Source organism: Dyadobacter sp. AC419 (genome assembly GCF_979253085.1).
This window is the reverse complement of record NZ_CEEDCD010000014.1, coordinates 1-22,169: the sequence shown is the minus strand read 5'-3', so window position 1 is coordinate 22,169 and position 22,169 is coordinate 1. Positions and strand designations below refer to the sequence as shown.

24 protein-coding genes and 2 pseudogenes are annotated in these 22,169 nt (G+C 44.7%); 12 read left to right on the top strand and 14 right to left on the bottom strand.

The genetic code is table 11. The annotated features are described in order from the left end of the window. Positions 1-21: 21 nt before the first annotated feature. The 4 genes from pdxR (at position 22) to AC0IYG_RS07035 (ending at position 5,012) form a co-directional block, all read left to right on the top strand. On the top strand, positions 22-1,506 hold the full coding sequence (pdxR, locus tag AC0IYG_RS07050; RefSeq protein WP_471710390.1) for a MocR-like pyridoxine biosynthesis transcription factor PdxR: 1,485 nt from the start codon (positions 22-24) through the stop codon (positions 1,504-1,506). 37 nt (positions 1,507-1,543) lie between these two features. Continuing rightward, on the top strand, positions 1,544-2,902 hold the full coding sequence (locus AC0IYG_RS07045) for a D-arabinono-1,4-lactone oxidase (RefSeq protein ID WP_471710389.1): 1,359 nt from the start codon (positions 1,544-1,546) through the stop codon (positions 2,900-2,902). A 131-nt stretch (positions 2,903-3,033) separates the two neighbouring features. Further along, positions 3,034-3,708, top strand: a complete 675-nt coding sequence (locus tag AC0IYG_RS07040) for a TetR family transcriptional regulator C-terminal domain-containing protein (protein ID WP_471710388.1) — start codon at positions 3,034-3,036, stop codon at positions 3,706-3,708. Positions 3,709-3,710: 2 nt separating this feature from the next. Next, entirely contained in the window at positions 3,711-5,012 is a 1,302-nt protein-coding gene (locus AC0IYG_RS07035) for an ABC1 kinase family protein (RefSeq protein WP_471710387.1), read from the top strand. A gap of 15 nt (positions 5,013-5,027) precedes the next feature. On the opposite strand, the gene AC0IYG_RS07030 is transcribed toward AC0IYG_RS07035, so the two are convergent. Further along, positions 5,028-6,152: an AI-2E family transporter gene (locus AC0IYG_RS07030; protein WP_471710386.1), complete on the bottom strand. Its 1,125-nt coding sequence runs from the start codon at positions 6,150-6,152 to the stop codon at positions 5,028-5,030. 85 nt (positions 6,153-6,237) lie between these two features. Between AC0IYG_RS07030 and AC0IYG_RS07025 the strand changes: the two genes are divergently transcribed. Together AC0IYG_RS07025 and AC0IYG_RS07020 are read left to right on the top strand one after the other, a co-directional pair. Then, on the top strand, positions 6,238-6,477 hold the full coding sequence (locus AC0IYG_RS07025; protein ID WP_471710385.1) for a type II toxin-antitoxin system HigB family toxin: 240 nt from the start codon (positions 6,238-6,240) through the stop codon (positions 6,475-6,477). A 1-nt stretch (position 6,478) separates the two neighbouring features. Beyond that, positions 6,479-6,850 (top strand): helix-turn-helix domain-containing protein, encoded by a 372-nt coding sequence (locus AC0IYG_RS07020; RefSeq protein WP_471710384.1) that lies wholly within the window; start codon positions 6,479-6,481, stop codon positions 6,848-6,850. Here AC0IYG_RS07020 and AC0IYG_RS07015 read toward each other — a convergent pair. Both AC0IYG_RS07015 and AC0IYG_RS07010 read right to left on the bottom strand, forming a co-directional pair. Next, positions 6,847-7,290 carry a GNAT family N-acetyltransferase gene (locus AC0IYG_RS07015; protein ID WP_471710383.1) on the bottom strand — a complete coding sequence of 148 codons (444 nt, stop codon included), beginning with the start codon at positions 7,288-7,290 and terminating at the stop codon, positions 6,847-6,849. The genes AC0IYG_RS07020 and AC0IYG_RS07015 overlap by 4 nt on opposite strands. Further along, positions 7,287-8,789: a cryptochrome/photolyase family protein gene (locus AC0IYG_RS07010; RefSeq protein ID WP_471710382.1), complete on the bottom strand. Its 1,503-nt coding sequence runs from the start codon at positions 8,787-8,789 to the stop codon at positions 7,287-7,289. Before AC0IYG_RS07010 ends, AC0IYG_RS07015 begins: the two co-directional genes overlap by 4 nt. Positions 8,790-8,991: 202 nt before the next feature. Between AC0IYG_RS07010 and AC0IYG_RS07005 the strand changes: the two genes are divergently transcribed. Genes AC0IYG_RS07005 through AC0IYG_RS06995 form a run of 3 tightly spaced genes read left to right on the top strand, consistent with a single transcriptional unit; the run spans position 8,992 to position 9,771 of the window. Continuing rightward, on the top strand, positions 8,992-9,456 hold the full coding sequence (locus AC0IYG_RS07005) for an MBL fold metallo-hydrolase (protein WP_471710381.1): 465 nt from the start codon (positions 8,992-8,994) through the stop codon (positions 9,454-9,456). Between the two features lies 1 nt (position 9,457). After that, positions 9,458-9,634, top strand: coding sequence for a hypothetical protein (locus AC0IYG_RS07000; RefSeq protein WP_471710380.1), 177 nt, complete (start codon positions 9,458-9,460; stop codon positions 9,632-9,634). 5 nt (positions 9,635-9,639) lie between these two features. After that, positions 9,640-9,771 (top strand): hypothetical protein, encoded by a 132-nt coding sequence (locus AC0IYG_RS06995; RefSeq protein ID WP_471710379.1) that lies wholly within the window; start codon positions 9,640-9,642, stop codon positions 9,769-9,771. Between the two features lie 48 nt (positions 9,772-9,819). On the opposite strand, the gene AC0IYG_RS06990 is transcribed toward AC0IYG_RS06995, so the two are convergent. The 8 genes from AC0IYG_RS06990 to AC0IYG_RS06955 form a co-directional block, all read right to left on the bottom strand. Beyond that, on the bottom strand, positions 9,820-10,707 hold the full coding sequence (locus AC0IYG_RS06990; protein ID WP_471710377.1) for a DUF72 domain-containing protein: 888 nt from the start codon (positions 10,705-10,707) through the stop codon (positions 9,820-9,822). 78 nt (positions 10,708-10,785) lie between these two features. Further along, entirely contained in the window at positions 10,786-11,301 is a 516-nt protein-coding gene (locus AC0IYG_RS06985; protein WP_471710376.1) for a cupin domain-containing protein, read from the bottom strand. A 107-nt stretch (positions 11,302-11,408) separates the two neighbouring features. Further along, complete coding sequence (locus AC0IYG_RS06980) at positions 11,409-12,983, bottom strand: SusD/RagB family nutrient-binding outer membrane lipoprotein (protein WP_471710375.1); 1,575 nt, start codon at positions 12,981-12,983, stop codon at positions 11,409-11,411. Positions 12,984-12,993: 10 nt separating this feature from the next. Beyond that, positions 12,994-16,179 carry a SusC/RagA family TonB-linked outer membrane protein gene (locus AC0IYG_RS06975; RefSeq protein ID WP_471710373.1) on the bottom strand — a complete coding sequence of 1,062 codons (3,186 nt, stop codon included), beginning with the start codon at positions 16,177-16,179 and terminating at the stop codon, positions 12,994-12,996. A gap of 277 nt (positions 16,180-16,456) precedes the next feature. Beyond that, entirely contained in the window at positions 16,457-17,650 is a 1,194-nt protein-coding gene (locus AC0IYG_RS06970; RefSeq protein WP_471710372.1) for a glycoside hydrolase family 130 protein, read from the bottom strand. A 23-nt stretch (positions 17,651-17,673) separates the two neighbouring features. Next, positions 17,674-17,901, bottom strand: coding sequence for a hypothetical protein (locus AC0IYG_RS06965; RefSeq protein WP_471710371.1), 228 nt, complete (start codon positions 17,899-17,901; stop codon positions 17,674-17,676). A 52-nt stretch (positions 17,902-17,953) separates the two neighbouring features. Beyond that, positions 17,954-18,208 (bottom strand): hypothetical protein, encoded by a 255-nt coding sequence (locus AC0IYG_RS06960; RefSeq protein ID WP_471710370.1) that lies wholly within the window; start codon positions 18,206-18,208, stop codon positions 17,954-17,956. Then, complete coding sequence (locus tag AC0IYG_RS06955; protein WP_471710369.1) at positions 18,205-18,786, bottom strand: sodium:solute symporter family transporter; 582 nt, start codon at positions 18,784-18,786, stop codon at positions 18,205-18,207. Before AC0IYG_RS06955 ends, AC0IYG_RS06960 begins: the two co-directional genes overlap by 4 nt. A gap of 301 nt (positions 18,787-19,087) precedes the next feature. Between AC0IYG_RS06955 and AC0IYG_RS06950 the strand changes: the two genes are divergently transcribed. Further along, positions 19,088-19,231, top strand: a complete 144-nt coding sequence (locus tag AC0IYG_RS06950; protein ID WP_471710368.1) for a hypothetical protein — start codon at positions 19,088-19,090, stop codon at positions 19,229-19,231. Positions 19,232-19,844: 613 nt separating this feature from the next. Further along, positions 19,845-20,075: a cupin domain-containing protein gene (locus AC0IYG_RS06945; RefSeq protein WP_471710367.1), complete on the top strand. Its 231-nt coding sequence runs from the start codon at positions 19,845-19,847 to the stop codon at positions 20,073-20,075. A 101-nt stretch (positions 20,076-20,176) separates the two neighbouring features. Here the strand turns inward: AC0IYG_RS06945 and AC0IYG_RS06940 are convergent, their stop codons facing one another. Next, complete coding sequence (locus tag AC0IYG_RS06940; RefSeq protein ID WP_471710366.1) at positions 20,177-20,314, bottom strand: hypothetical protein; 138 nt, start codon at positions 20,312-20,314, stop codon at positions 20,177-20,179. 11 nt (positions 20,315-20,325) lie between these two features. On the opposite strand from AC0IYG_RS06940, the gene AC0IYG_RS06935 reads away from it, so the two are divergent. Continuing rightward, positions 20,326-20,742: a helix-turn-helix domain-containing protein gene (locus tag AC0IYG_RS06935; RefSeq protein ID WP_471710364.1), complete on the top strand. Its 417-nt coding sequence runs from the start codon at positions 20,326-20,328 to the stop codon at positions 20,740-20,742. A gap of 80 nt (positions 20,743-20,822) precedes the next feature. On the opposite strand, the pseudogene AC0IYG_RS06930 reads toward AC0IYG_RS06935, so the two are convergent. Further along, a pseudogene (locus AC0IYG_RS06930) lies at positions 20,823-21,901 on the bottom strand (branched-chain amino acid aminotransferase). A 112-nt stretch (positions 21,902-22,013) separates the two neighbouring features. Then, positions 22,014-22,169, bottom strand: a pseudogene (locus tag AC0IYG_RS06925) (cob(I)yrinic acid a,c-diamide adenosyltransferase); the annotation flags it as partial.

Genomic DNA, 22,169 nt, shown 5'->3' with positions numbered 1-22,169 from the left:
ATGTACTCCGGTTTTAAGTTTATGAGTAGTCCGGTTGAGATTCCCTTTCAAAGCATCATTTCTCTTGACCGGCAAAATGGAACGCCGGTTTACCTGCAAATCGCCCGGCAGATGATCAATGCGATCCAGCGCGGCGTGCTTTACACGGGCGCCCGGTTGCCCGGCACACGCGCACTTGCTGAAACGCTCGCGGTTCACCGGAAGACCGTTGTTGCCGCTTACAATGAGCTCGATGCGCAGGGATGGATTCAGCTGTTGCCGAATAAAGGCACTTTCGTAACACAAAAATCACCTGCTAACAATGGCAATCCGCTCCAATTTAATGCAGCCGATCTGGTCAGATATCCTCAGAAAACCGGCTTTGCATTTGAGGAAAGTATGCTGCTTGACCGGCCGGTGTCTGTTTCCAAGGCTGAATTGGAATTCACGGACGGACTGCCAGACGTCCGCCTCGCGCCCATGGACAAGCTCGCAAAAGCGTATTCCAGCGTGTTGCGGCGGGCCAATAACCGCAAATTACTCACTTATTCACATGTTGAAGGCAATGCATTTTTTCGCGCCAAACTAGCGGATTATCTCAACAATACGCGGGGCTTACACATTGGAAGAGAGAATGTTATCACCACACGCGGCATTCAAATGGGCATTTATCTGGCGTCAATGCTGCTGCTCAAAAAAGGTGACAGCGTGATTGTGGGTAATCTGAGTTATTACATTGCCAATATGATCTTTCAGCAAGCCGGGGCGAACATCATTGCTGTTCCGGTCGATGAACAGGGGATTTCTGTTGACGCCGTCCGGAAATTATGTGAAACGAAGCGGATCCGCATGTTGTACATTACGCCGCATCACCATTATCCCACAACCGTGACATTAAGCGCCGAGCGGCGGATGGAATTGCTCAATCTTTCGATCCAATATGGATTCATTATTCTGGAAGACGACCACGATTACGATTTTCACTACAATAGCAGTCCTGTTTTGCCGCTGGCAAGTGCGGATGGCGCAGGAATGGTGGTTTACATTGGTTCTTTCTGCAAAGCGCTCGCGCCTGGTTTGAGGTCCGGTTACATTGTAGCGCCTCAAAATCTGATCACGGAACTGGGCAAATTCCGCAGAATTATTGATAGGCAAGGCGATTTAATGATGGAGCAGGCGCTGGGTGAGTTATTGGATGAAGGTGAAATTCAGCGGCATATCAAAAAGGCGCAGAAGGTTTATCACCAGCGCCGCGACTTACTGGATGATTTACTGCGCTCGGATTTCAATGATTTCCTGGAATTTAAATCACCGCCGGGCGGGTTAGCGATCTGGACGGAATGGCGGAAAGACATTAATTTAATGCGTGTTAGCAAAGCCTGTTTGAAACAAAATCTGCATTTGCCGCAAACATTACTTTTCCAAACAGGGCAGCTCAGCGCCATGCGCCTGGGTTTTGGGAATCTGGACGAAAGTGAAATCCGAGAGGCGGTTGAAATACTGAAATATTCAATTAATTTGGGATAAAATCATACTTGTGATCCGTCACTTTTCCCGCCCGAATATGAATAAGCGAACTTTTATCAAACTATCATCAGCTTTAATGACAGCACCATTATTGTCGCCACTGAGCGGCTGGGCAACCGGCGGATCGCCAAGCGAAAAGCTCAAAAACTGGGCGGGTAACCTCGAATACAGCACTGAAAAGTTGGATCAGGCGAAAACTTTGCAGCAGGTAAAAGACATTGTCAAGAAATATGATAAGCTCAAAGTTCTGGGCACACGACATTGCTTCAACAACATTGCCGATACGAAAGACCAATTTATTTCTTTGGTAAATGCAGACGAACAGATCCTGCTGGATGAGCAAAATAAGACGGTTACTGTCAATTCTGGGCTGAAATATGGCCAGCTGAGTCCCTATTTGCATGAAAAAGGCTTTGCGCTCCCGAACCTTGCTTCCTTGCCGCACATTTCTGTTGCTGGCGCATGCGCAACGGCAACTCATGGCTCGGGCGACAAAAACGGCAATCTTGCGACGGCTGTCTCGGCGATGGAAATCGTTACGGCCAATGGTGAAGTGTTGCAGTTGAGCAAGAAAAATGATGGGGAGAAATTCAATGCAGCGGTGGTCAATTTGGGTGCATTGGGTGTTGTTACAAAAGTTACGCTGGACGTGGAGCCGACTTTCATGATGGGGCAGTTTGTTTATGAAAACCTGCCGCTAGACCAATTAAAGGACAATTTTGACAAAATAGAATCCAGCGGGTACAGCGTGAGCCTTTTTACCAATTGGCAAAGCAATGACATTACGGAAGTCTGGGTGAAGCAGAAAGTTGAGAACGGAAAGCCTTTAAAAGCAGAAAAGGAATTCTTCGGCGCTAAACTGGCAACCAAAAACCTGCATCCGATTCCGGAGCTTTCAGCCGAAAATTGCACAGAACAAATGGGCGTTGCGGGCCCTTGGTATGACCGGATGCCGCACTTTAAAATGGGTTTTACACCGAGCAGCGGCGTTGAGCTGCAATCGGAATTTTTTGTTCCCAGACAGCATGCGGTGGATGCCATTATGGCTATTTCAAAGCTTGGAAGCCAGGTTGGCCCGTATTTGCTTACGTCCGAAATCCGGACTATTGCGGCGGATAATTTTTGGATGAGCCCATGTTATAAGCAGGATTCCGTTGCGATACATTTTACCTGGAAACAGGATTGGCCGGCTGTCAGCAAGCTGCTTCCTGTGATTGAAAAAGAGCTTTCTGTTTATAATGTGCGTCCACACTGGGGCAAATTATTTTCTGTCTCGCCCGACTTGCTGGCCAAACGTTATGTCAAGATGGAGGAATTCAAAGCGCTGGCAGTTGCGCTGGATCCGAAAGGGAAGTTCAGAAACGACTTTTTGAATCTGAACATCTTCCGCGCCTGAAAATATTCAAGGCTCGAATGAATGTTTACTACAAGTATTTTTGTTGCTTAATAGCTGGCTTGGAAACATCTAAAGCCCGCCAATATTCGTTTAATAAGAGTGTATTGTCACGTTGTTAACCCAATAATATAATGGCAGCAAAAGTTAGAGACTTCCCGGCAGCTGCTGAGGAACTCACAGCAGATAAGATTACAGAATTATATATGCATGATTGCCTTGAAAACAACAAAAGGCCAGATTCGGTTTATTTGTTTTGCAAGCATCATGGCATTGCGGAAAAAGAATTTTACCAGTTTTTCTCTTCTATCGAAGCCGTTGAAAAACGCGTTTTCGTCAGCTTTCACAAACTGGCGGTAACCCTGATGAGCCAGAGCGGCGACATGCCGACATTAGGCTTCCGGGATAAGCTGCTGACTTACTATTACACTTATTTTGAGATTCTTACGGCCAATCGTAGTTATGTGGTTTTTGATTTGAAAAATGATAAAAACCAGCTGAACAACATGATGAAGCTGCGGGATTTCAGAAGGCAGTTTAAAGCATTTGTCGGTGAAATAAGCGCAGGTTATCTTAAATCACCAAGCGAGCGCATTCGTAAGACACAGCAGGACGCATTGGAAGAAGGGGCGTGGATCCAGTTTTTGGTTACATTGAAATTCTGGCTGGAAGACGAATCCATTGGTTTTGAAAAAACAGACCTTTTCATTGAAAAATCGATTCGCGCTACGTTTGATCTCATCGATATTACGCCGTTTGAAAGTGTGATTGATTTTGGTAAATTTCTCATTAAAGAAAAGTTGAGGTAGGAATGGAAACAATAGACAGCATACCTACTTCGAAAATTCAGCGTGCAACCAGATTGATTTCGACCGGTGTAAAAATCGGAGGTAATTATTTGAAATATTACGGTGAGAAGATCACCAATCCTGAATCAGCGCGGGATAATTTGAACACAAACAATGCTGAGGACATTTACGACGGACTTAAAAACCTGAAAGGCAGTGCTTTGAAATTGGCGCAAATGCTGAGTATGGAAAAGAATTTCTTGCCGCAAGCCTATGTGGAGAAGTTTTCTTTGTCGCAATTTTCCGTGCCGCCATTGTCTGCGCCGCTGGTTGTGAAGACTTTCAGAAAGTATTTTGGCAAATCGCCGCTTGAAATATTCGACACATTTGATGCCAATGCAATCAATGCTGCGAGCATCGGTCAAGTGCATAAGGCTACGAAAGATGGCAAAGACCTTGCCGTGAAAATTCAGTATCCGGGTGTTGCAGAGAGCATTTCTTCTGACTTGGCATTGGTAAAACCGATCGCCATGAGCATGTTCAACATTCAGTCGAAGGATTCAGATAAATATTTCAAGGAAGTTGAAACCAAGCTGACCGAGGAAACGAATTACATTCTTGAAATTGCGCAAAGCACTGAAATAGCGCAGGCCTGCGCGCACATTCCGAACCTGAGATTTCCGCATTATTACCCGGAATATTCCTGCGAAAGAGTTATTTCAATGGATTGGATGACAGGAAAGCATCTTTCGGAATTTACTAAGGTGAACAAGGATCAGCACGTTGCTAACAAGCTTGGACAGGCGCTTTGGGATTTTTATATGTTCCAGGTGCATCAATTGCGCAAAGTGCACGCAGATCCGCATCCGGGAAACTTCCTTGTTGATGATATGGATAACCTGATCGCCATCGATTTTGGCTGCATTAAGGAGATTCCTGAGTCGTTTTACACGCCTTATTTTGAGCTTGCAGAAACTGAAAAGCTCAATGATCCTGAGATTTTCTATTCGCGGATGGAGGCATTGGAAATCTTGTCAAGTAAGGATACGCCGCAGGAAACGGTTTATTTTTCCAATCTTTTCAAAGAAATCCTGTCGTTGCTTACCCAGCCGTTTCAGTCTGAAACTTTTGATTTTGCAGATGAAACATTTTTTGCGAGGCTTGCGGCTTTGGGAGAAAAATATGCGAATGATAAGGAGTTGAGGAAAATGAATGTGAACCGCGGTTCCAAACATTTCATTTATATAAACCGCACATTCTTTGGCCTTTTCAGTCTGCTTCACGACTTGAAAGCGACCGTTGAGACTAAACAATTTGCAATGTAAGAGGCCAGGCGAAGATCACAGATCTTCGCCTGCTGCTTTTTTAGGCGGTTTCTTTTTATTTACAAATCTGAAAAGATTGTTGTTTGCCTGCTCGGGCGTTTGATCACCGAGTAAAATGCCCCACGGTTGAAGCCCATCAACCCGGTCAAAAACCACCTTCATCATCGCAATCGCAGGAATAGAAAGGAACATTCCGGACAAACCCGCCAGCGCGCCGCCCACAAGCACGCCGACAATTGAAACCAAAGCATTTATTTTAACTTTTGAACCTACAATCAGTGGGACAAGCAGGTTATTATCAATGAATTGAACCGCGATAAAAACACCAACCACACCCAGCAGCGTATGTGCATCCGGGTGACTAATGAATGTGACCATCACTGCCAGAGCCGTTGCAACCAAGCCGCCAATGTAGGGCACAAGGTTCAAAATGGCAGCCATAATGCCCAAAAGCATTGCATACTGAACATTCAACAGAAGTAACCCGACCGAATTCAGCACTGCAACCACAGCCGTTTCCAGCAACAGCCCGACCATATAACTTTGAATGATTGACTTGATCTCTCCTAAAATTTCGAGAACGCGCGGCTTATGCTTTTCGGCAAAAAGCACCACCATGAAGTGCAGCAGCATCGTGCGGTAATATAAAAGCAAAAATGCGTAAATGGGAATCAGGATGAGCGTTGCTAACGGTCCGGTTACAACGCCGAGTGTTTCGGCGCCTTGGAAATTTTCGAGTGTTTTGGTTTGCGCATTTTTAAGATATTCGGCCTGTTTGCGATAACTGACGCTATATTCCCTCCTGATCCATCGGCGCGCGTCCATGTAAAAGTCGTTAATGTTCCGTTTGAGCTTCGGCCATTCATCGGAAAAATCAGCAAGCTGCATTGAAAGTAAAACGCCAACGCCGGAAACAAGAATTATAGCCAGCAGCACCGCGAGCGTGATCGCAATCACTTTCGGGACGCCCAGCCGTAGAAACCAGGCTTCAACAGGCCGGAGCAAAACGGCAATTAATCCCGCCATCGCCAGCGGAACCAATATATCCTGCCCTAGAAAAACAGCCAGCATGATAAGGCCTACGGCTAGGAGGGAGTAGGCGAGTTTTTGAGGAAATGGGGCTGAGGAAAGTGAAGTCAAGGAGGATGATGTTTAGAAAATCTAAAATAATTTTGATAAAACTAATTTTTCCATAATTTTGAATTCCAACACACTATACAACATAATGGTCGTTATCAGCTATAAAGCTATAAGAGAATTTGGAGAAAAGCACCAGGATTCCGTTGAAGCATTGACAGTTTGGTTCAAAACTGTATCGAAATCGAACTGGGCACATTTTCATGAAGTTAAGCGGGCGTTCAATTCTGTCGACTCAGTTGTCGGGACAATTTACGTCCTCTTCATTGGTACGCATGCTGAATATGACCTGATCGATGCATCACTTATTAAATTCAAAAGAAAATAATATGGAATTTGAAGCGATAAAAAGTGAGCGCCAATATGACAGTATTATGGAAGAAATACTGGACATCATGAACAAGGGCGAAGCGAACATTACGAAGGAAGAGTCAGAAAAGCTTCGCACAATGGCTCTGGCGGCGCAGGCTTTTGAAAAAGAGCATTATTATATTGAGCCGCCCAAGACTTTTCAAGGGATGATTGAATTGCGGATGTATGAACTGAAATTGAGACAAAAGGATTTGGCGGAAAAATTAGGGGTAAGCAATGCAAAGCTTTCTCTTATCATGAACGGAAAGCAAAGGCCTGACGTCCCATTTATCAAAGCGGTCTATAATGAGCTTAATATTCCCGCCGACTTTATTCTCCAACACATTTAAGACAATCGCTTTTTCATAAAGACGCTATGCCCGATCTCCTGAACCTGATCGGGTTTTTCAGCAATTGAATAGCCCAGTTTCTTATACATTTGGATGGCTTCGGGTTGTTTGTTGCCAGTTTCCAAAACTGCTTCTTCGAAACCCAATTCTTTCGCCCACACTTCCAATTCCTTAACCATAGCGGACGCAATGCCCTTTCCTCTGAAAGCCGGATCAACGAACATGCGTTTTAATTCAATCGTTTTTTGATCATAAATTTTGAAGCAGCCGCACCCGATTGCAATGTCGTTGGCATACGCAATAATTACCGTCGGTAAGTTGGTAATGCGGTTATATTCTTCGTAATCTTCTTTTTTTGTGTTGTAAAGGAGGCAAAGCTCATCGTCCAGCTTGTCTGTTAATGCCTTGAAATCTGGATTTTCACTGTTCGTTCGGATCATGAAGGGTGGTTTTGTGATTGCGCATCTAATTTCTTCAAAAAATCGTTCGCAACCTTCAAATGTGATTGCTGTTTGGCCTCATCCATATTGTCAAATGTCCGGATTAACATGCCGATCCTGGGATTTTTCAGAAAAAACTTCCTTTGCTTATCCATAAACCGCCAGAAAAGTCCATCCCAGATCGGCTGCCATTCCCCTTTCGTAAAATCACTCATTTTCATCAGATAATTGCTGCCGCTAATGTACGGTTTGGTGGCCATGAGACCGCCGTCGGCAAACTGGCTCATTCCATATACATTCGGCACCATCACCCAATCATACGCATCAATAAAAAGCTCCATGAACCAACGATACACGTCGTCCGGATCGAATTCGCAGAGTAACATGAAGTTTCCCATCACCATAAGGCGCTCAATGTGATGGCAATAGCCAATGTCAAGCACTTTTTTAATGACATTGTCAACAGGGTCAATCCCAGTGGTTCCGTCCCAGAACGATTCGGGAATCTTGCGCGTAAATCCCCAGTAATTCCGTGTTCGCTCGCGGCTTCCTTTGAATTCGTAAACGCCGTGAATGAATTCACGCCAGCCAATCACTTGTCGTACAAATCCCTCGACGGAGTTAAGCGGGGTGTCGTGTTTTTTTGCATAAGCCAATGTCTGATCAATGACTTTTTTGGGCGTTAAGAGGCCCGTATTTAACATTGGGGTGAGCACGCTATGATGCAAAAAGTGCTGAGAAGTGACGATTGCATCTTCATATTTGCCAAATGATTCAAAACGCTCCTGCAAAAACCGATTCAGCCAAACTTCACTTTCCTTCGCATTTATCGGAAACCTGATCGTCTCCGGAATCTGGCCGTAATTGTTGGCATAATGCTGCTCCACATACATTTTAGCATTGCTGTAACTTTCGTTTGTATCCGGAAATCTTATTTCAGGCGGCGTCTGCTTTTTCGGAAATTTAAGCCGGTTCTCTGTGTCAAAACTCCATTCTCCTCCCTCTGGCTCGCCATCTTCATCTAAAAGTATGTTGTTTTTCTTACGCTGAACGGTGTAAAAGTCGGCCTGGAAATATCTTTTCTTATTCATGAAATACATTTCCAAATCCTCTTTCGAATTCAGGAACATGGGCGTTTCAAATTGCGTAAGTGTAATTTGATGCTTTTTGGCAGCGCTTGCCAATCTTTTTTGAAGCCAGTTATCCGTCACGTCCGCATAGCAGATTTCTTCGACACCTTTATTTTTTAACACTGTGACGAGCTTTCTCACATCTGCATGCGCTTCCTGTGCTTCGATGTAATGCACATTGATTTGCAGGTTTTCCAAATGCTTTTTGTATTCAAGCATTGACGCCCGATGGAAGAATAATTTGTGTTTGTGAAATGAAAGTTGGTTAAAATAAAGGTGTTCTTCAACCAAAAACACATCCCTTTCTGCCGCGACAGCCGGGTGATCCTGAAACAACTGATGCGGAAAAATTAACGTAATTGACTTCATTTGCTATTATTTGTAGACGGATGCTGCTCAACTCCATTACTAAAATCATGCGAATCGCTTTATTTCTTGCCTTAATCTTTAATGTAAATATTTGTTCGGCTCAAAACGGTTTTCGCGTTGTGCCATTGGGTGTAAAAGGTGGCGGGGATGACGGAAATTTGTCCGCCTATATGATCGCACCTGCGAATTCCAATGCGTATGTATGTCTGGATGCGGGACAATCAGCAATGGCATCAAACAGGCAGTTGCCAATCATGCCTTCAATACATCGCCGGATTCTGTGTTGAAACATTACATTAAGGCTTATCTGATTTCGCATCCGCATCTGGACCACGTTTCGGGGATGATCATCAATGCTGTGGACGACACGGCTAAGCGCATTTATGCTTCTCAACATTGCATTGAAACATTGAAAAATCATTATTTCAACTGGCAAAGCTGGCCGAATCTGGGCAGCGAGGGCAATAGTCCGGCTTTGAAAAAGTATACTTATCAGGTGTTGTCCGAAGGCGCTCCCACCGAAATTGCGCAGACCGAAATGTCGGTAACGGCGTTCAAATTAAGTCATTCCAATCCCTATGAAAGCACTGCATTTCTTTTGAAAAAAGGTGAGGATTACGTTCTTTATTTCGGCGACACGGTCCTGACGAGGTTAAAGATCGGATAAAATGCAACTTGTTTGGAAAGCCGTCGCGCCGCTTGTTTCTGCCAAACGCCTTAAAGGGATTTTTCTGGAAATTTCTTATTCCAACGAACAGCCTGATAAAAAGCTGTACGGACATTTAACGCCGAAATGGTTTATGAAAGAGTTGAATGTGCTGGCGGCGCTTGCGGAGGGGACTTAGCAGGAATGAATGTGGTTGTAACGCACATGAAGCCAACTGGTGACAGCGAAGCAAAAATCAAATCAGAACTCGCAACGGAGAACAAACTGAAAGTAAACCTCATCTTTCCTGAACAAGGCAAAGCATTCAATCTGTAAAAAGCAGGTTAGGGCAAACGTCCACGTTGGCCCTAGCGCCGCATCTCCCTAGCTCTTAACGGGCAACGGCGTTGGATGCGCCGGAACTTTCAATTCCATTCCCAGTTCATCATTAAATTTCTGTATCAAATAAGCAGACAAAAGCGGTGAAGCTTCTTCATGATTCTGGTGCACGAAAAAGTAGATGTTTTCAATTCCTTCATCCATCCACAATTTCAATCTTTCAAACCAGTCATCCAGCCGCGTATAATCAGAATCTACATTTGCGCCATTATAGCGTACAAATGCAGTGGGCGTTGTCAGGCGCATATGCAGCAAATCGCGTCTTCCGGCAGAATCCGTGACAATGTGCGTGATGTTGTTTTTTTCTAAAACAGCATATAGTTGTTCATTGTCAAATGATCCATCATACCAGCCCGTATGGCGTAATTCAAGGGCGAGTGGGAATCCGGATGGCCATTCTTCCAGGAACGCTTTCAATGCATCCCAGTTTTTCGGGCCAAAATTATCGGGCATTTGCAGAAATAACATGCCGAGTTTTTCTTGCAAATGCGCGATTCCGTCCAGATAAGTGTCGGTCGTTTCTTTCGCTTCTTTTAAGCGCTTCCAATGACTGATTCCCTGGTGTAATTTTGGAAAAAACCGGAATTCGGCTGGTGTTTTATTATACCAGCTTTCTATGGTTTCAATAGGGAAATTATTGTAAAAAGTGGCATTCAGCTCAATGCTGTTGAACTGCGTTGCATAGTAACCGAGCTCATCTTTTGTTCCTTTCGGATAAAAAGTTTTGAGATCGGCCTTGTTCCATTTAGCACAACCAATGTAAACATTCGGTTTGCCTTTCTTGGCTCCATTCAACAATTGCTTATTGGCAGCAGCGTCATCGGGCAATGTAAAATCAATGTTTTCTGGATTATCAACTTTCCCGAATTTCATGGTCTAATATTCTAAATGGATCAATGTAAATTGTTTTGTAATTTCCGTCTGTTTAAACAGACGGGAACATTCTCTCGATTATCTACCGAAATCATCCTGAACGCGAACGATATCATCTTCGTCGGATGGATTTGCGGCATCTGTGTGTTTCCAGATTTCTGCAACGAAACCCCATTCATCAACGCCTACCAAACGGTGACGCTCTCCTTTTTGGAGTTCCACAACTGTTCCGATCGGCAATTGGCGCAAGGGCGCTTCTTCATCCGTATCGCTGATCACAATGCCAGCATTGCCACCAATTACTTTCCAGATTTCGGCACGGCGATGGTGATATTGCCATGAAAGACGCTTGTTTGGCGCTACGACCAATATTTTTGGGCTTAGCTTTTCGTAGCCAGCAAAATCTTCAAGAGACAAATGCGGGAAAAACGTCGATATGAATTTTGGAGCTTCTGTTTCTTCCAAAACAAAAAAACCACCCCAGGGCCGCGAGTGATCTTTACTTACGACGGTGAAACCCTGCTCGTCGATAAACTGCTGCACTTTTGCAAAAACAACATCCTTATCGGCTGTCGCGGTGAAAGATTGAATCATAAACGTGATGTTGGTAAAATCAGTGATGGTTTCAAAATTAGGATAAAAAACAAAAAGATGCCCCAAAATATTCAGGACACCTTTTGAATTATATCTACTAATTTATACTATTTGTCCCACCAAACTTTGGTTGTGAAATCGTCGGGTAACGTTGCGCCAGTTTGATAATTCGGGTTTCCGGCCACTTCGTTCGTCGGGTAACGAAGTCTTACTGGAATTGTGCCGCCTGTAACGTTTCCAGGATAGTTGGTTGGGGTCAATTTAGGAAATCCAGTTCTTCTCCAGTCCGACCATGCTTCCCACCAGTTGAAGAATTTATTAGCCCACAGTTGCTCTCCAATCATTTCCAATGCAGGTTTTGCAACGCCGTAAGGATAAGTGGTCAGATATTTCGTAACCGCCGCATCAGGAACAGTCAGGGTCGCGTCATATGGCGTGTACATCTGCATGGATGCCTTCACACCCGCGTCATAATGTGACTTTGCCGTCCCCGAAATTCCGGTTCCAATCTTGCGCTCGATTGCTTCTGCAAGCAGAAACTCAACTTCTCCATAGTTCATAATCTGATAAGGATCAGAATCTTGGAGCATTTTTGTGTTGATTCTCGAATAGGTTTTAGCCACATCCACTTGCTTTCCTTCCAGTTTGTCAAGCATTGCCTGATCATATCCGTTAGGCATTCCTTTTTGTTTCAAAGGATCAACAATTGTTCCGTTAATGCCACCGCTGATGATCATCAAGCGCGGATCGTCGTCCGTTGCAACGGCTTGGTTTGTGCCTTTTAGCCAGTTAACAAGGGTTGCGCTCAGGTAAGTTGGCTGGCCGCCATCGCCCGGATCGAATGCTCTTGAAATACCATTTTGGTTTGTCCACTCGTTGGGTCCGTCAGACATTTTTACCCAAACATTGTCAGCATTGCTTGCAAACACACCGCCTGCTGCCGCTTTCGTCACATAAGTCGCCGCTTTCGCTGCGTCAACGTTAGAAATACGCATGGCAAGACGCAACATGAGCGAGTAACCCCATTTTTTCCATTTAGTAATGTCACCATCATAAATGAAATCCGCGGCTTTGAAACCTTCGTCCGGATTTGAAGCGCTTAATGCTGTGGTTGCTTCGTCAAGCTCTTTTAGCAAGTCGGCATATACAACATCCTGCGTATCATATTTTGGGAAAAATATCCCTTCAATGCCTTGATTAGCCTCTGAATAAGGAATGTTACCGTAAAAATCTGTCAATCTGGCGAAGCTGAATGCACGAATTATACGGGCTGCCTGACGCATATTTTTGTATTTGCCATCCGCAAATCCACCCGGCCCCGACTGTTTCAGGATCTCGGCTACGTTTTTCAACTGATCATTATAAGTGAATTCAAATGGCGCCGCATTGGTTTCTGCATTGCTTTGATATTTGTCGCCGGGAGCAATTCCACCGCCCGAATTGGCCAGATGCTGGATCGCATAAGCGCACATGCCGATGTTTGTCCGCCAGTCAATGTAACGGTTATCGCCCGTCGTGCCGTTTGAAGCAATTGCAAGCTCCGTAGAAGTGAAAATGAAGTTCAGATCCACCTCATTCAATGCCTGCGGGTTAATGTTAAGGTCGTGCAATTGCTTTGTATCGCAACCCGTCACCAAAACCACTGCCAAGCCGTATTTTATATATTTTTTCAAATTTTTCATTTTTCAGTAATTAAAATGATGCTCTCAAATTGAAACCGTAACTGCGTGTCGAAGGAAATCCGAAATAGTCAAAACCTTGTGAGTTTCCATTAGAGTAAGTCGATTCTGGGTCCACATTATCAATGTTTTTGAACAGGATAGCCAGGTTACGACCCACGAAAGAAAGCGTCAGGTTTTGCAAAGGGGTTTTTTCCAACAATTTTTTAGGGAAAGAATAGCCCAATGTCAGCTGTCTCAATTTCAGGAATGAAGCGTCGTACAGATACATTGGCGTTACTGCATCCGCTTCACCGCCCACAGATCCCCAGTAATTATAAGCTTCCTGCGGCGTAAGGGTTTTTGTAAATGGTTTGTAATCAGTTCCTTCCTGGGTTACACCTGTCACTGTCAGAGGAGCTTCGCCTTCGCGGCCTTGCAATGATCTTTTGCTTACGCCCCATTGATCAAGTCTCATGTTTGTTCCCGAAAGAATGTCGCCGCCTACTTTGAAGTCCATCAGGAATGAAAGATCAATTCCTTTGTAGTTGAATGCGTTGGTTAAACCTCCTGTCAACTTCGCGATGCCGTTTCCGATCACCTCATATCCAGCCGAACCAACCGGGCGGCCGTCACTGTAAAACACAGGTTGTCCGTCTGGTGATAATTTTTGAACGCGGCCTGTAATCATTCCAAAAGGCTGTCCAACGATGTTTTTGATATAAGCATTTCTGGTTCGCGGCTCGTCCATAACCAGCTCATCCACACCATCGATCAGTGATTTCACTTTGTTGGAGTTTCTGGCCAGGTTCAATGTTACGTCCCACGTCACACTGCTCGATTTAAGCGGCGTTGCGGTCAGTAACAGCTCAATTCCTCTGTTTTGCAGCTTGCCCAGGTTAACCGATGTGCTGCCGAATCCGGAACCTCTCGAAATGGTCGCATTCAGAATATCGTCTGTCGTTTGCTGATCGTAATAAGTAAAGTCAACACCGATTTTGTTGTTGAACAAGCGGAAGTCGATCCCGATCTCTGTTTCTGTAACCGTAAGCGGTTTCAACATAGAGTTTGGAATGTTCCCGCCGTTGCCCATTGCCGAGGAGAAAGATGCCATTGGATAACCCAAATGTGGATTTCCGTTCAATGAGTAAGTCAAATTCGTCGCATATGGCCCGATTGTCACGTTACCAACTTGTGCCCACGATGCCCGGATCTTACCATAAGATAACCATGTCGGCAGTCCTTTAATGGCGTCAGAAAATACGAAGCTGCTTCCGATGGATGGATAAAGAATGCTGTTTGTTTCAGGATTAAGCACTGAGAACCAGTCATTTCTGGCAGTCGCAGTCAAGAAAAGGAAACCGTTATAAGAAACTTCCGCTGATCCTAAAAGCGAGTTAATGCCTGATTCTTCCGGCGTGTAATCCCATGTTTTGCCTTTCAGATTGTTTAATGCCGGGAAGAACGCAACATTGAATCCGTTGCCATACATGTTGGTGTATTCATATTTCCTGCGCATTCTGTTCCCGCCTCCGAAAGCCGTGATGCCGAATTTGCCGAATTCTTTGGTTACGCCAATGGTGTATTCTGCATTGATTTCCTGCACATCCCAGTTACCAAGGTTTCTTGCGCCACCGCGCTGATAACCAGTTCCTTCTGGCGTCAAACCTTCTGCGCGGCGTGAGTATTTGTCCATTCCCACACGGCCTTGAACGAACAACCAGTCTGTCAATTGATATTTCAACTGCCCTGATGTGATAATCCTGTTTTTCTGATCGGACTTGATAAATTGATAAGCAGTCCAGTATGGGTTTTGGCCCCAGTTGTTGTTGGCTTGCTGGAATTCTTCACCCACTTTTTTGCCCCAAAGGCTCAGGCTTGCTTCGTCCGTTCCTGCCGGAATGGCGCCTGGCTTGTTTGGATCGCCATAATAATCCAGCACATTCTGATCGCCTGGAATTCTCCAGATCGCCTGGATTGCATTACCCGGTGAGTCGGAGACATTAGGACGGTTTTTTGCCTTTTCTTCTGAATAAAGCACTTTCGCATCCAATGTCAGCCTTTTACCGAATTTCGCATTGGTTGACAACGAAAGGTTTAATCTGTCAAATCCTGAATTTGGAATGATAGAAGTGCTTTTCAAATTCGTCACGGACGCACGGAAATTCTGCGTTTCGTTACCGCCTGAGAATGCAAGGTTATTTGTAAAAGCATGGCCTGTTTTAAGATATCTAGAAAAATTATCGCCTGCATGTGCATATGGGCGCATCTTGCCGTCAAATCCAACCACCTGACTGTTGTCAAATTTAGGCCCCCACGAGTCATCTCCCCATTCGTAAGCCTGGTTTTGGTTAGCAGGTTTGGTTGCAACGCGCTCTACATAAGAACCTGTTCCGTAGGTTTTTTGAAGATCAGAAAGGTCATTTAATTTTTCAAATACATAATTCGAACCGAATTCAATGCCTACTCCTTTTCTCTTCGTCCCGCGCTTGGTAACGACATTGATAACGCCATTTGCAGCCCGTGAGCCGTAAAGTGCAGCCGCATTCGCACCTTTCAAAACAGTAATTGATTCAATGTCATCCGGGTTGATGCTGGAAAGGCCATCGCCTTCATCCGAGCCGCCCCAAAGACCAGCTTGTCCGAAGTTGTTGTTGTCCATCGGAATACCATCGATCACATATAAAGGTTGGTTATTGCCTTGCAATGACTTATTTCCACGAATAATTACCCTCGAAGAACCGGCGGGACCCGTTGCGATTTTGCTTACGTTCACACCCGCGACACGTCCGGCAAGTGCGTTACCCAGGTTGGCCTCACGTGCCGAAGTCAGGTTATTTCCGCTTACTTCTGTGATAGAATAGGCTAATGCACGCTTATCTCGGCTGATACCCAAGGCCGTAACCACCACTTCGTTCAAAGCAGTTGCCTCCGCAGCAAGATTTACATTGAGCACACTAGCATTGACAACCATTTCTTTCGAAACGTAGCCGATGTAGCTGAATGTCAGAGTTTTTCCTTTTTCGACTGAGATGGTATATTCTCCTTTATCATTGGTTGTGGTTCCGCGGGTTGTGCCCTTTACCACTACGTTAACACCGGCAATTTCTCCGCCCGATGCATCATTCACTTTCCCGGATACTGTCATTTCCTGCGCATAGCCGTTGAGGGCGAGCATGGAGAGCAGTACCAACACAATGTTCAGTACATGTTTTTTCATACGCTTTTCTTTGGGTAATAATTGTTTAAATCGTCCGTAATTGGAGTCGCAATAAATGCGGTTCAAATATACCACTTGCGAAAGCATATGCGTATAGTGATTTTTTATCTAAAAATAACACATTTATAACGCTTGCAGGATTGAATTATAAGTGTAAAAGTGGTTATAACTTGTTCACTGTCAGAAGCTGTGTACGTAAACGTCGGATTGAGGATTTATCACTGCATAATTTTAACCATAATGTGTGCCGCTAATCTATATACGCAGAATTTTTGTATCATGTTAATACAGGAGCTTTGGCAAGATATTCCAAGTTCTTATTAATCAGATTTTCCAGCGTTTTGCGTGTTGCTGCTGCGCTGAAACCGTCCGGCGGCGTGTGTAGGACGTAATCCAAAAGACGCGTAATGGAAGAAGTCGCCACGTGCAGGCGCGAATCGGATGCGGCATAATAGATGAACACCTTGCCGTCGTCATCCATGATCCAGCCGTTGCAGAAAACTACATTGGAAACGTCACCTATCCGTTCGTCGTCTTGCGGTTCCAAAAAATAGCCTGCGGGCTTGTGCGTGACCTTTCCAGGGTTTTCAAGATCTGTCAGGAGCATATAAAGGACATAGCGCAGGCCGGCCGCGGTGTGCCTTACGCCATGCGCCAGATGAAGCCAGCCCTCCGATGTTTTCAAAGGCGCCGGTCCCTGCCCGTTTTTGAGCTCCGAAATGGTGTGATAATGCTTGCCATCAACAATGGTTTCCGTGTCAATTACGGCGTCCTCAATGCAATTGGAAAATCCGATTGCGATGCCTCCGCCCGTGCCTGCTTCTATGAAACCATCTTGCGGGCGTGTGTAAAAGGCGTATTTTCCATGAACAAACTCCGGATGAAGCACGACGTTTCGTTGCTGCGGCGACTTGGTTTTAAGATCAGGAAGACGTTCCCAATGTTTTAAATCCTGCGTGCGAACGATCCCGCATTGTGCAATGGCGGCTGATTCGTCGCCTGGTTTTGCATGCGGATCCTTGCGTTCGGTGCAGAAAAGGCCGTAAATCCAGCCGTCCTCGTGCTGTGTCAGGCGCATGTCATAAATGTTTCCATCGGGTTCGCTCGTTTCGGGAATATGCACGGGATGATCCCAAAACCTGAAATTGTCAATGCCGTTTGTGCTTTCGGCGATTGCAAAAAACGATTTTCGATCCGTGCTTTCGACCCGCGGCATAATGAGATACTTCCCGTTTAACTTGATTGCGCCTGCATTGAAAGTTGAATTAATCCCAAACCGTTTCATGAAAAAAGGATTTGTGCCAGGATTCAGGTCATATTCCCAAAACAAAGGCACATGCGCCGCCGTAAGTACCGGAAATTGGTAACGCTCAAAAATGCCGTTTCCTGACTCGATCATTGGATTGGATTGCGCATATAACTTCTCCTGATCAGATTTTATCTGTTCCAAACGTTTCTCGAAAATAGTCATAGCGGAAAAATTATCGATATCAGTCAGTTTACGGGCAATTTTTTATACCAGGTTTTCCAGAGAATCAAGACGCACACGGCCAGGGCTGCGGCTGCAATTCCTGTTTGGATTGGCATAAGCAAGATCATAAATACGGGCAATGCGGTGATGGAAGTCTGGGCGGTGATGCCGACAACAACATTGAACATATCCCAGCGAAAATTGCGATTTGGAACAAACAATGGGTCTTCGCCTTGGACAGCAGCCAGCACGGGAGCCCAAAAACCCCAGGGCCTTACATTTTTATAAAATGCTTTTAGTGTTTCAAAATCGGTTGGAGGCGTTCAGTAAGGAACCTGCAATGGCCCCGATTGAGGAAATCAGCAGGATTACTGGGAAATAGAAGAGCGGGACGGTTCCTGTAAAAATATAAGGCGCAATGAGCGCGCAGACGATCCCAGACAGCATTCCCCAGAAAAAACCGCTGCTATTAAACCGCCACCAATGCCATTTGAGCACATTGGAAGCAATATAGCCGCCAAATAATGCTGAAACCATCCATTGGAGAACGCTATTCACATCTTTGGCCAGAAAACCAAGTAAATACTAATGGTTACGACGGCCATTCCCAGCAGATAATTCATGCGGGAAATTTGCTTGTTGGTGGCCTTCGGGTTGAAGGATTTGATATAAATATCATTGACCAGATATGCTTGCGCCGCATTGAATGTGCCAGCAAATGTGCCCATAAACGCACCCATTAACCCAACCAAAACCAGCCCTAGCAAGCCAGGAGGCACATATGCATTCAGCACAGCAGGCAAAATCCTTTCAAAGTCCTTTTTATCAGCAATTGAAATGTTCAGTTCTTTATAAAACAGCAAACCGAGAATGGTGACGCCGATAATCAGCAAGTAACGTGTTGGCAATAAAACGACATTGACAACCATGCTCATTAGTGCGGCCTCGCGCGGTGACTTTGCTGAAAGAATTTTTTGCATGTCGTAGTTTGGCACCGGACCTGCAAGGCTCGCCAGAATTCCTTTTGCGGTCATTAATGCGAAAAAATAGCCGAAAGGGGAGAAGCCATTCGCTTTGATTTTGTCATTCACTTCTGGAATATGGGCGGTCCAGTCAAGGTTGAGTTTCTTTACCAAAAAACAGATTATTCCAACCCAAAGGAACGGGCAATGAGCCGGCATTGTGAAGCGCCTGTATCGCAATTACCGCGATCACAACCGACACAAAAACCATGATCCCATAATGGATCAGGATCTGCCCAAACAATGCTTTTCATGCCACCTAGCAAGGAGTAAAGAACAGTGAATAATGTAAAAATGACGCCATAAACATGCGCTGCATATCCTTGCGGAACACTAAATGGCACATAAGGCTGGAGCAAAATGCCACGGAATAAATATCTCAATGAATTTGCCCAAACCAATAAATCCGTAAGCCATGAAAACTCAGGCAGCTCAGCAGGGCAAAAGCAATGATGATCTTTGTGCGACGGCAGCGCGTCTTTATTATTGCCAAAGCGCGTCAGCATCCATTCAGGCACCTGTCGAAACATTGGACCTACGCAACCAGATGGACAGATAGACCATCATGAAAATCTGGTTAAAAACCGGCCAGGAGCCACGGCAGCCAAATGCTTTTTACGCCATAAATGAACAGTGATCGAAACCATCCAGACTGTGCCCGAAATGTCGGCAAACATCCCGACGCGTTGGACACGCCAAGCATCCAGAATGGCATTGATCTCCCGCCGAGCATGTAATTATTTTTACTCTGCTGGGCCTGCTTTTCCATTATAATCCCGATGATAGTAACGAGCACCAGGTAAGCGACTATGATAAGAAAATCAACTGGTTTTATTCTCATGCAAGGAATTAGGCGTCCGTAAATTCATACTGGTGAATTTAAATACCAATGGACGAGATTCCAACATGCACGCGGTCTCTTTCTTGTCACAAACTTATTCATCCGAGCAGCGTGGTGTATAGTACTATTTCATCAATCATTAGAATTTTTCATACTAATGCGAAGTGCTTAATCGATAAACATGTTGTAATAAGGTGGTTACAAAACACGGAAAGTAAATATTTTATCATGATTAGATGAAATATTGCGCCCCGATTTTATTATTTTGGTATGATACAACTTCGGACATCAAAGGGTCATATATCACACATCAAACAAAGTTGACAAACATATGAGTGAAATTTACCGCGAAATAACTCCCCTGACTCAGTACGATTGCTTTACCATTTTTGCCAGAAAAAAAACCGTTTTTGACTTTCCTTTGCACAGTCATGATGAATTTGAATTAAATCTTGTGCTGTCTGGAAAAGGCGTAAAACGGATTGTAGGAGACCATACTGAGGTGATTGACGATGCAGAGCTGGTTTTGGCTGGCCAACAATTTGCCGCATGGATGGCTTAACAATGCTTACAAATATCAAGAGGGAGGGCCGGAGGAGTTGCGGGAAATAACGGTTCAGTTCCGCCGGATACTTTTTACGATGATAAATTTCTGAAACGCAATCAGTTATTTTTTGTCAGGTCGTTGCTGGAAAAATCTGCGAAAGGGATTTCCTTCTCAAAAGAAACCATCGAGCGCATTACGCCGAGGTTGACGGCACTTGTTGAAAAAAGTGGTTTTGACTCGATATTGGAACTCATGTCGATCTTGCATGATTTGTCGGTTTCGAGGAACATGCGATTTTGTTGCTGATCGCACTTTTAATGGTGAAAATGTCAATTACAATAGCCGCCGCATTGAAAAAGTGTTTGCGCATATGCGGGACAATTATGACAAGGAGGTCAATTTGGAATGCATTTCGAAATTAGCCGGCATGTCAGAAGTCTCGTTCAGCCGGTTTATTAAAAAACGGACTGGGAAGACGTTTTTTATCGGAACTCTGAATGAAATAAGACTGGGACACGCGTCACGCTCGCTGATCAACACAACCAACACAATTTCGGAAATCGCTTACAAATGCGGGTTTAATAATCTATCCTATTTCAACCGGATCTTCAAGAACAAAAACGGCTGCACGCACCGAAAGAATTCAGGGACAGTTACCTCAGGAACCAGAACATTTATTTGATTGAGTTGAAAAGTAAAAAGTTCAGAGTTTAAAGTCGGTTAGACCTTTACTCTGAACTTTTTACTTTGAACTTCTTGACTCTAAATTTTAGAGCCTTTCAGCATCCAGCCGAATGTATCTTCAACTTTGCCTGTGCGCAAGTCTGTCAAATATGTTTTTACTTTGTTTACAAACGAATCTATCTTCGATACTCAGGAAGCTGATAATCAACTCCTTCATAAGCGATAGAAGCAAATGGAGAGATTACAACAGCCGTTCCAGCGCCAAATGCAGCTTCCAGACTTCCGTCTTTCAATCCATCAATAATTTCTTTAACACTTACTCTGCGTTCATTCCACCGGAATTCCCCAATGTTGTGCAATGGCAACAATACTTTTGCGGGTAATGCCGTCCAATGTCGTTTCAGAAACGTATGGCGTTACAAGTTTACCGTCGAGGATAAACGTGATGTTCATCGTTCCCGGATTCTTCGATGTAAGCATGCTCACGTGCATCAGTCCAGATCAATTGATCATAACCTTCTTTGCTGAGCCGATTTTCCAGGATAAAGCGAACCGGCATAGTTCCCGGCACATTTCGTTGCACCCACGCCACCTTCGGCAGCACGGATGAAATGTGTTTCTACTTTTCACGCGCGGCGGTTTCGCATAGTAAGTGCCAACCGGGCTTGTGAATATGATAAAGTAATATGAATCAGATGGTTTTACGCCAATATATGGGTCTGTTGCGAACATATATGGGCGAATGTATAGCGAGCAACCCTCTTGTGAAGGCACCCAGTCAGCATCCTGACGAAGCAATTCTGTAAGCCCGGTCATGAAGACTTCTTCCGGATTGTCAGCATGCAAAGACGTTCAGCCGATTTATTCAGTCGTTTCCAGTTGTCGATAGCGCAAAGAAGCACTTCACCTTCTGCGCTTTTATAGGCTTTCATGCCCTCAAAAATAGCCTGGCCATAATGTAGTGCGGCAGTAGCAGGGCTTAGCGAAAGGTCACCATACGGGACGATGCGGAGGTCTTGCCATTGGCCTTGGCGATATTCGGCGATAAACATGTGGTCGGAGATGTTCCGGCCAAAAACGAGGTTATTGAAATCAACCTCTTGCAAACGTGAATTTGTTGTTTGCTGAACCTCTATTTGCAACGTGTCGGCTGTCATGATTGCCTGAATTTTAAATTGCGGATATCGTTTTTAAGGATGTTTTTGCTTCTTCCTTACATCCACAATTTAAAAAAATAAATCAATAATCAACAGATATTTAGTATAACAATTAAATTTTTGGAGCAACCCTCGGTTTCCACGTAACTTCCTCAATTTCCAGCTCGTAAGTCATGGCGCGGCAGAGCATAAAAAGATAATCTGAAAGGCGATTCAGATAGCGAACCACAATGTCCTCCACTTCCTCACCTTGCTGCAAATGGATAAT

What these genes read in the sequence shown, in the direction of transcription:
- AC0IYG_RS06990 (WP_471710377.1), bottom strand. Translation starts at nt 10,707, where the DNA reads ATGAAATTCGGGAAAGTTGATAATCCAGAAAACATTGATTTTACATTG.
- AC0IYG_RS06980 (WP_471710375.1), bottom strand. Translation starts at nt 12,983, where the DNA reads ATGAAAAATTTGAAAAAATATATAAAATACGGCTTGGCAGTGGTTTTG.
- AC0IYG_RS06970 (WP_471710372.1), bottom strand. Translation starts at nt 17,650, where the DNA reads ATGACTATTTTCGAGAAACGTTTGGAACAGATAAAATCTGATCAGGAG.
- AC0IYG_RS06945 (WP_471710367.1), top strand. Translation starts at nt 19,845, where the DNA reads ATGAGTGAAATTTACCGCGAAATAACTCCCCTGACTCAGTACGATTGC.
- AC0IYG_RS07010 (WP_471710382.1), bottom strand. Translation starts at nt 8,789, where the DNA reads ATGAAGTCAATTACGTTAATTTTTCCGCATCAGTTGTTTCAGGATCAC.
- AC0IYG_RS07025 (WP_471710385.1), top strand. Translation starts at nt 6,238, where the DNA reads ATGGTCGTTATCAGCTATAAAGCTATAAGAGAATTTGGAGAAAAGCAC.
- pdxR (WP_471710390.1), top strand. Translation starts at nt 22, where the DNA reads ATGAGTAGTCCGGTTGAGATTCCCTTTCAAAGCATCATTTCTCTTGAC.
- AC0IYG_RS06985 (WP_471710376.1), bottom strand. Translation starts at nt 11,301, where the DNA reads ATGATTCAATCTTTCACCGCGACAGCCGATAAGGATGTTGTTTTTGCA.
- AC0IYG_RS07045 (WP_471710389.1), top strand. Translation starts at nt 1,544, where the DNA reads ATGAATAAGCGAACTTTTATCAAACTATCATCAGCTTTAATGACAGCA.
- AC0IYG_RS07020 (WP_471710384.1), top strand. Translation starts at nt 6,479, where the DNA reads ATGGAATTTGAAGCGATAAAAAGTGAGCGCCAATATGACAGTATTATG.
- AC0IYG_RS06975 (WP_471710373.1), bottom strand. Translation starts at nt 16,179, where the DNA reads ATGAAAAAACATGTACTGAACATTGTGTTGGTACTGCTCTCCATGCTC.
- AC0IYG_RS06950 (WP_471710368.1), top strand. Translation starts at nt 19,088, where the DNA reads ATGAAAACTCAGGCAGCTCAGCAGGGCAAAAGCAATGATGATCTTTGT.
- AC0IYG_RS07000 (WP_471710380.1), top strand. Translation starts at nt 9,458, where the DNA reads ATGCAACTTGTTTGGAAAGCCGTCGCGCCGCTTGTTTCTGCCAAACGC.
- AC0IYG_RS07005 (WP_471710381.1), top strand. Translation starts at nt 8,992, where the DNA reads ATGTCTGGATGCGGGACAATCAGCAATGGCATCAAACAGGCAGTTGCC.
- AC0IYG_RS07035 (WP_471710387.1), top strand. Translation starts at nt 3,711, where the DNA reads ATGGAAACAATAGACAGCATACCTACTTCGAAAATTCAGCGTGCAACC.
- AC0IYG_RS06935 (WP_471710364.1), top strand. Translation starts at nt 20,326, where the DNA reads ATGATTTGTCGGTTTCGAGGAACATGCGATTTTGTTGCTGATCGCACT.
- AC0IYG_RS06995 (WP_471710379.1), top strand. Translation starts at nt 9,640, where the DNA reads ATGAATGTGGTTGTAACGCACATGAAGCCAACTGGTGACAGCGAAGCA.
- AC0IYG_RS07040 (WP_471710388.1), top strand. Translation starts at nt 3,034, where the DNA reads ATGGCAGCAAAAGTTAGAGACTTCCCGGCAGCTGCTGAGGAACTCACA.
- AC0IYG_RS07015 (WP_471710383.1), bottom strand. Translation starts at nt 7,290, where the DNA reads ATGATCCGAACGAACAGTGAAAATCCAGATTTCAAGGCATTAACAGAC.
- AC0IYG_RS06940 (WP_471710366.1), bottom strand. Translation starts at nt 20,314, where the DNA reads ATGAGTTCCAATATCGAGTCAAAACCACTTTTTTCAACAAGTGCCGTC.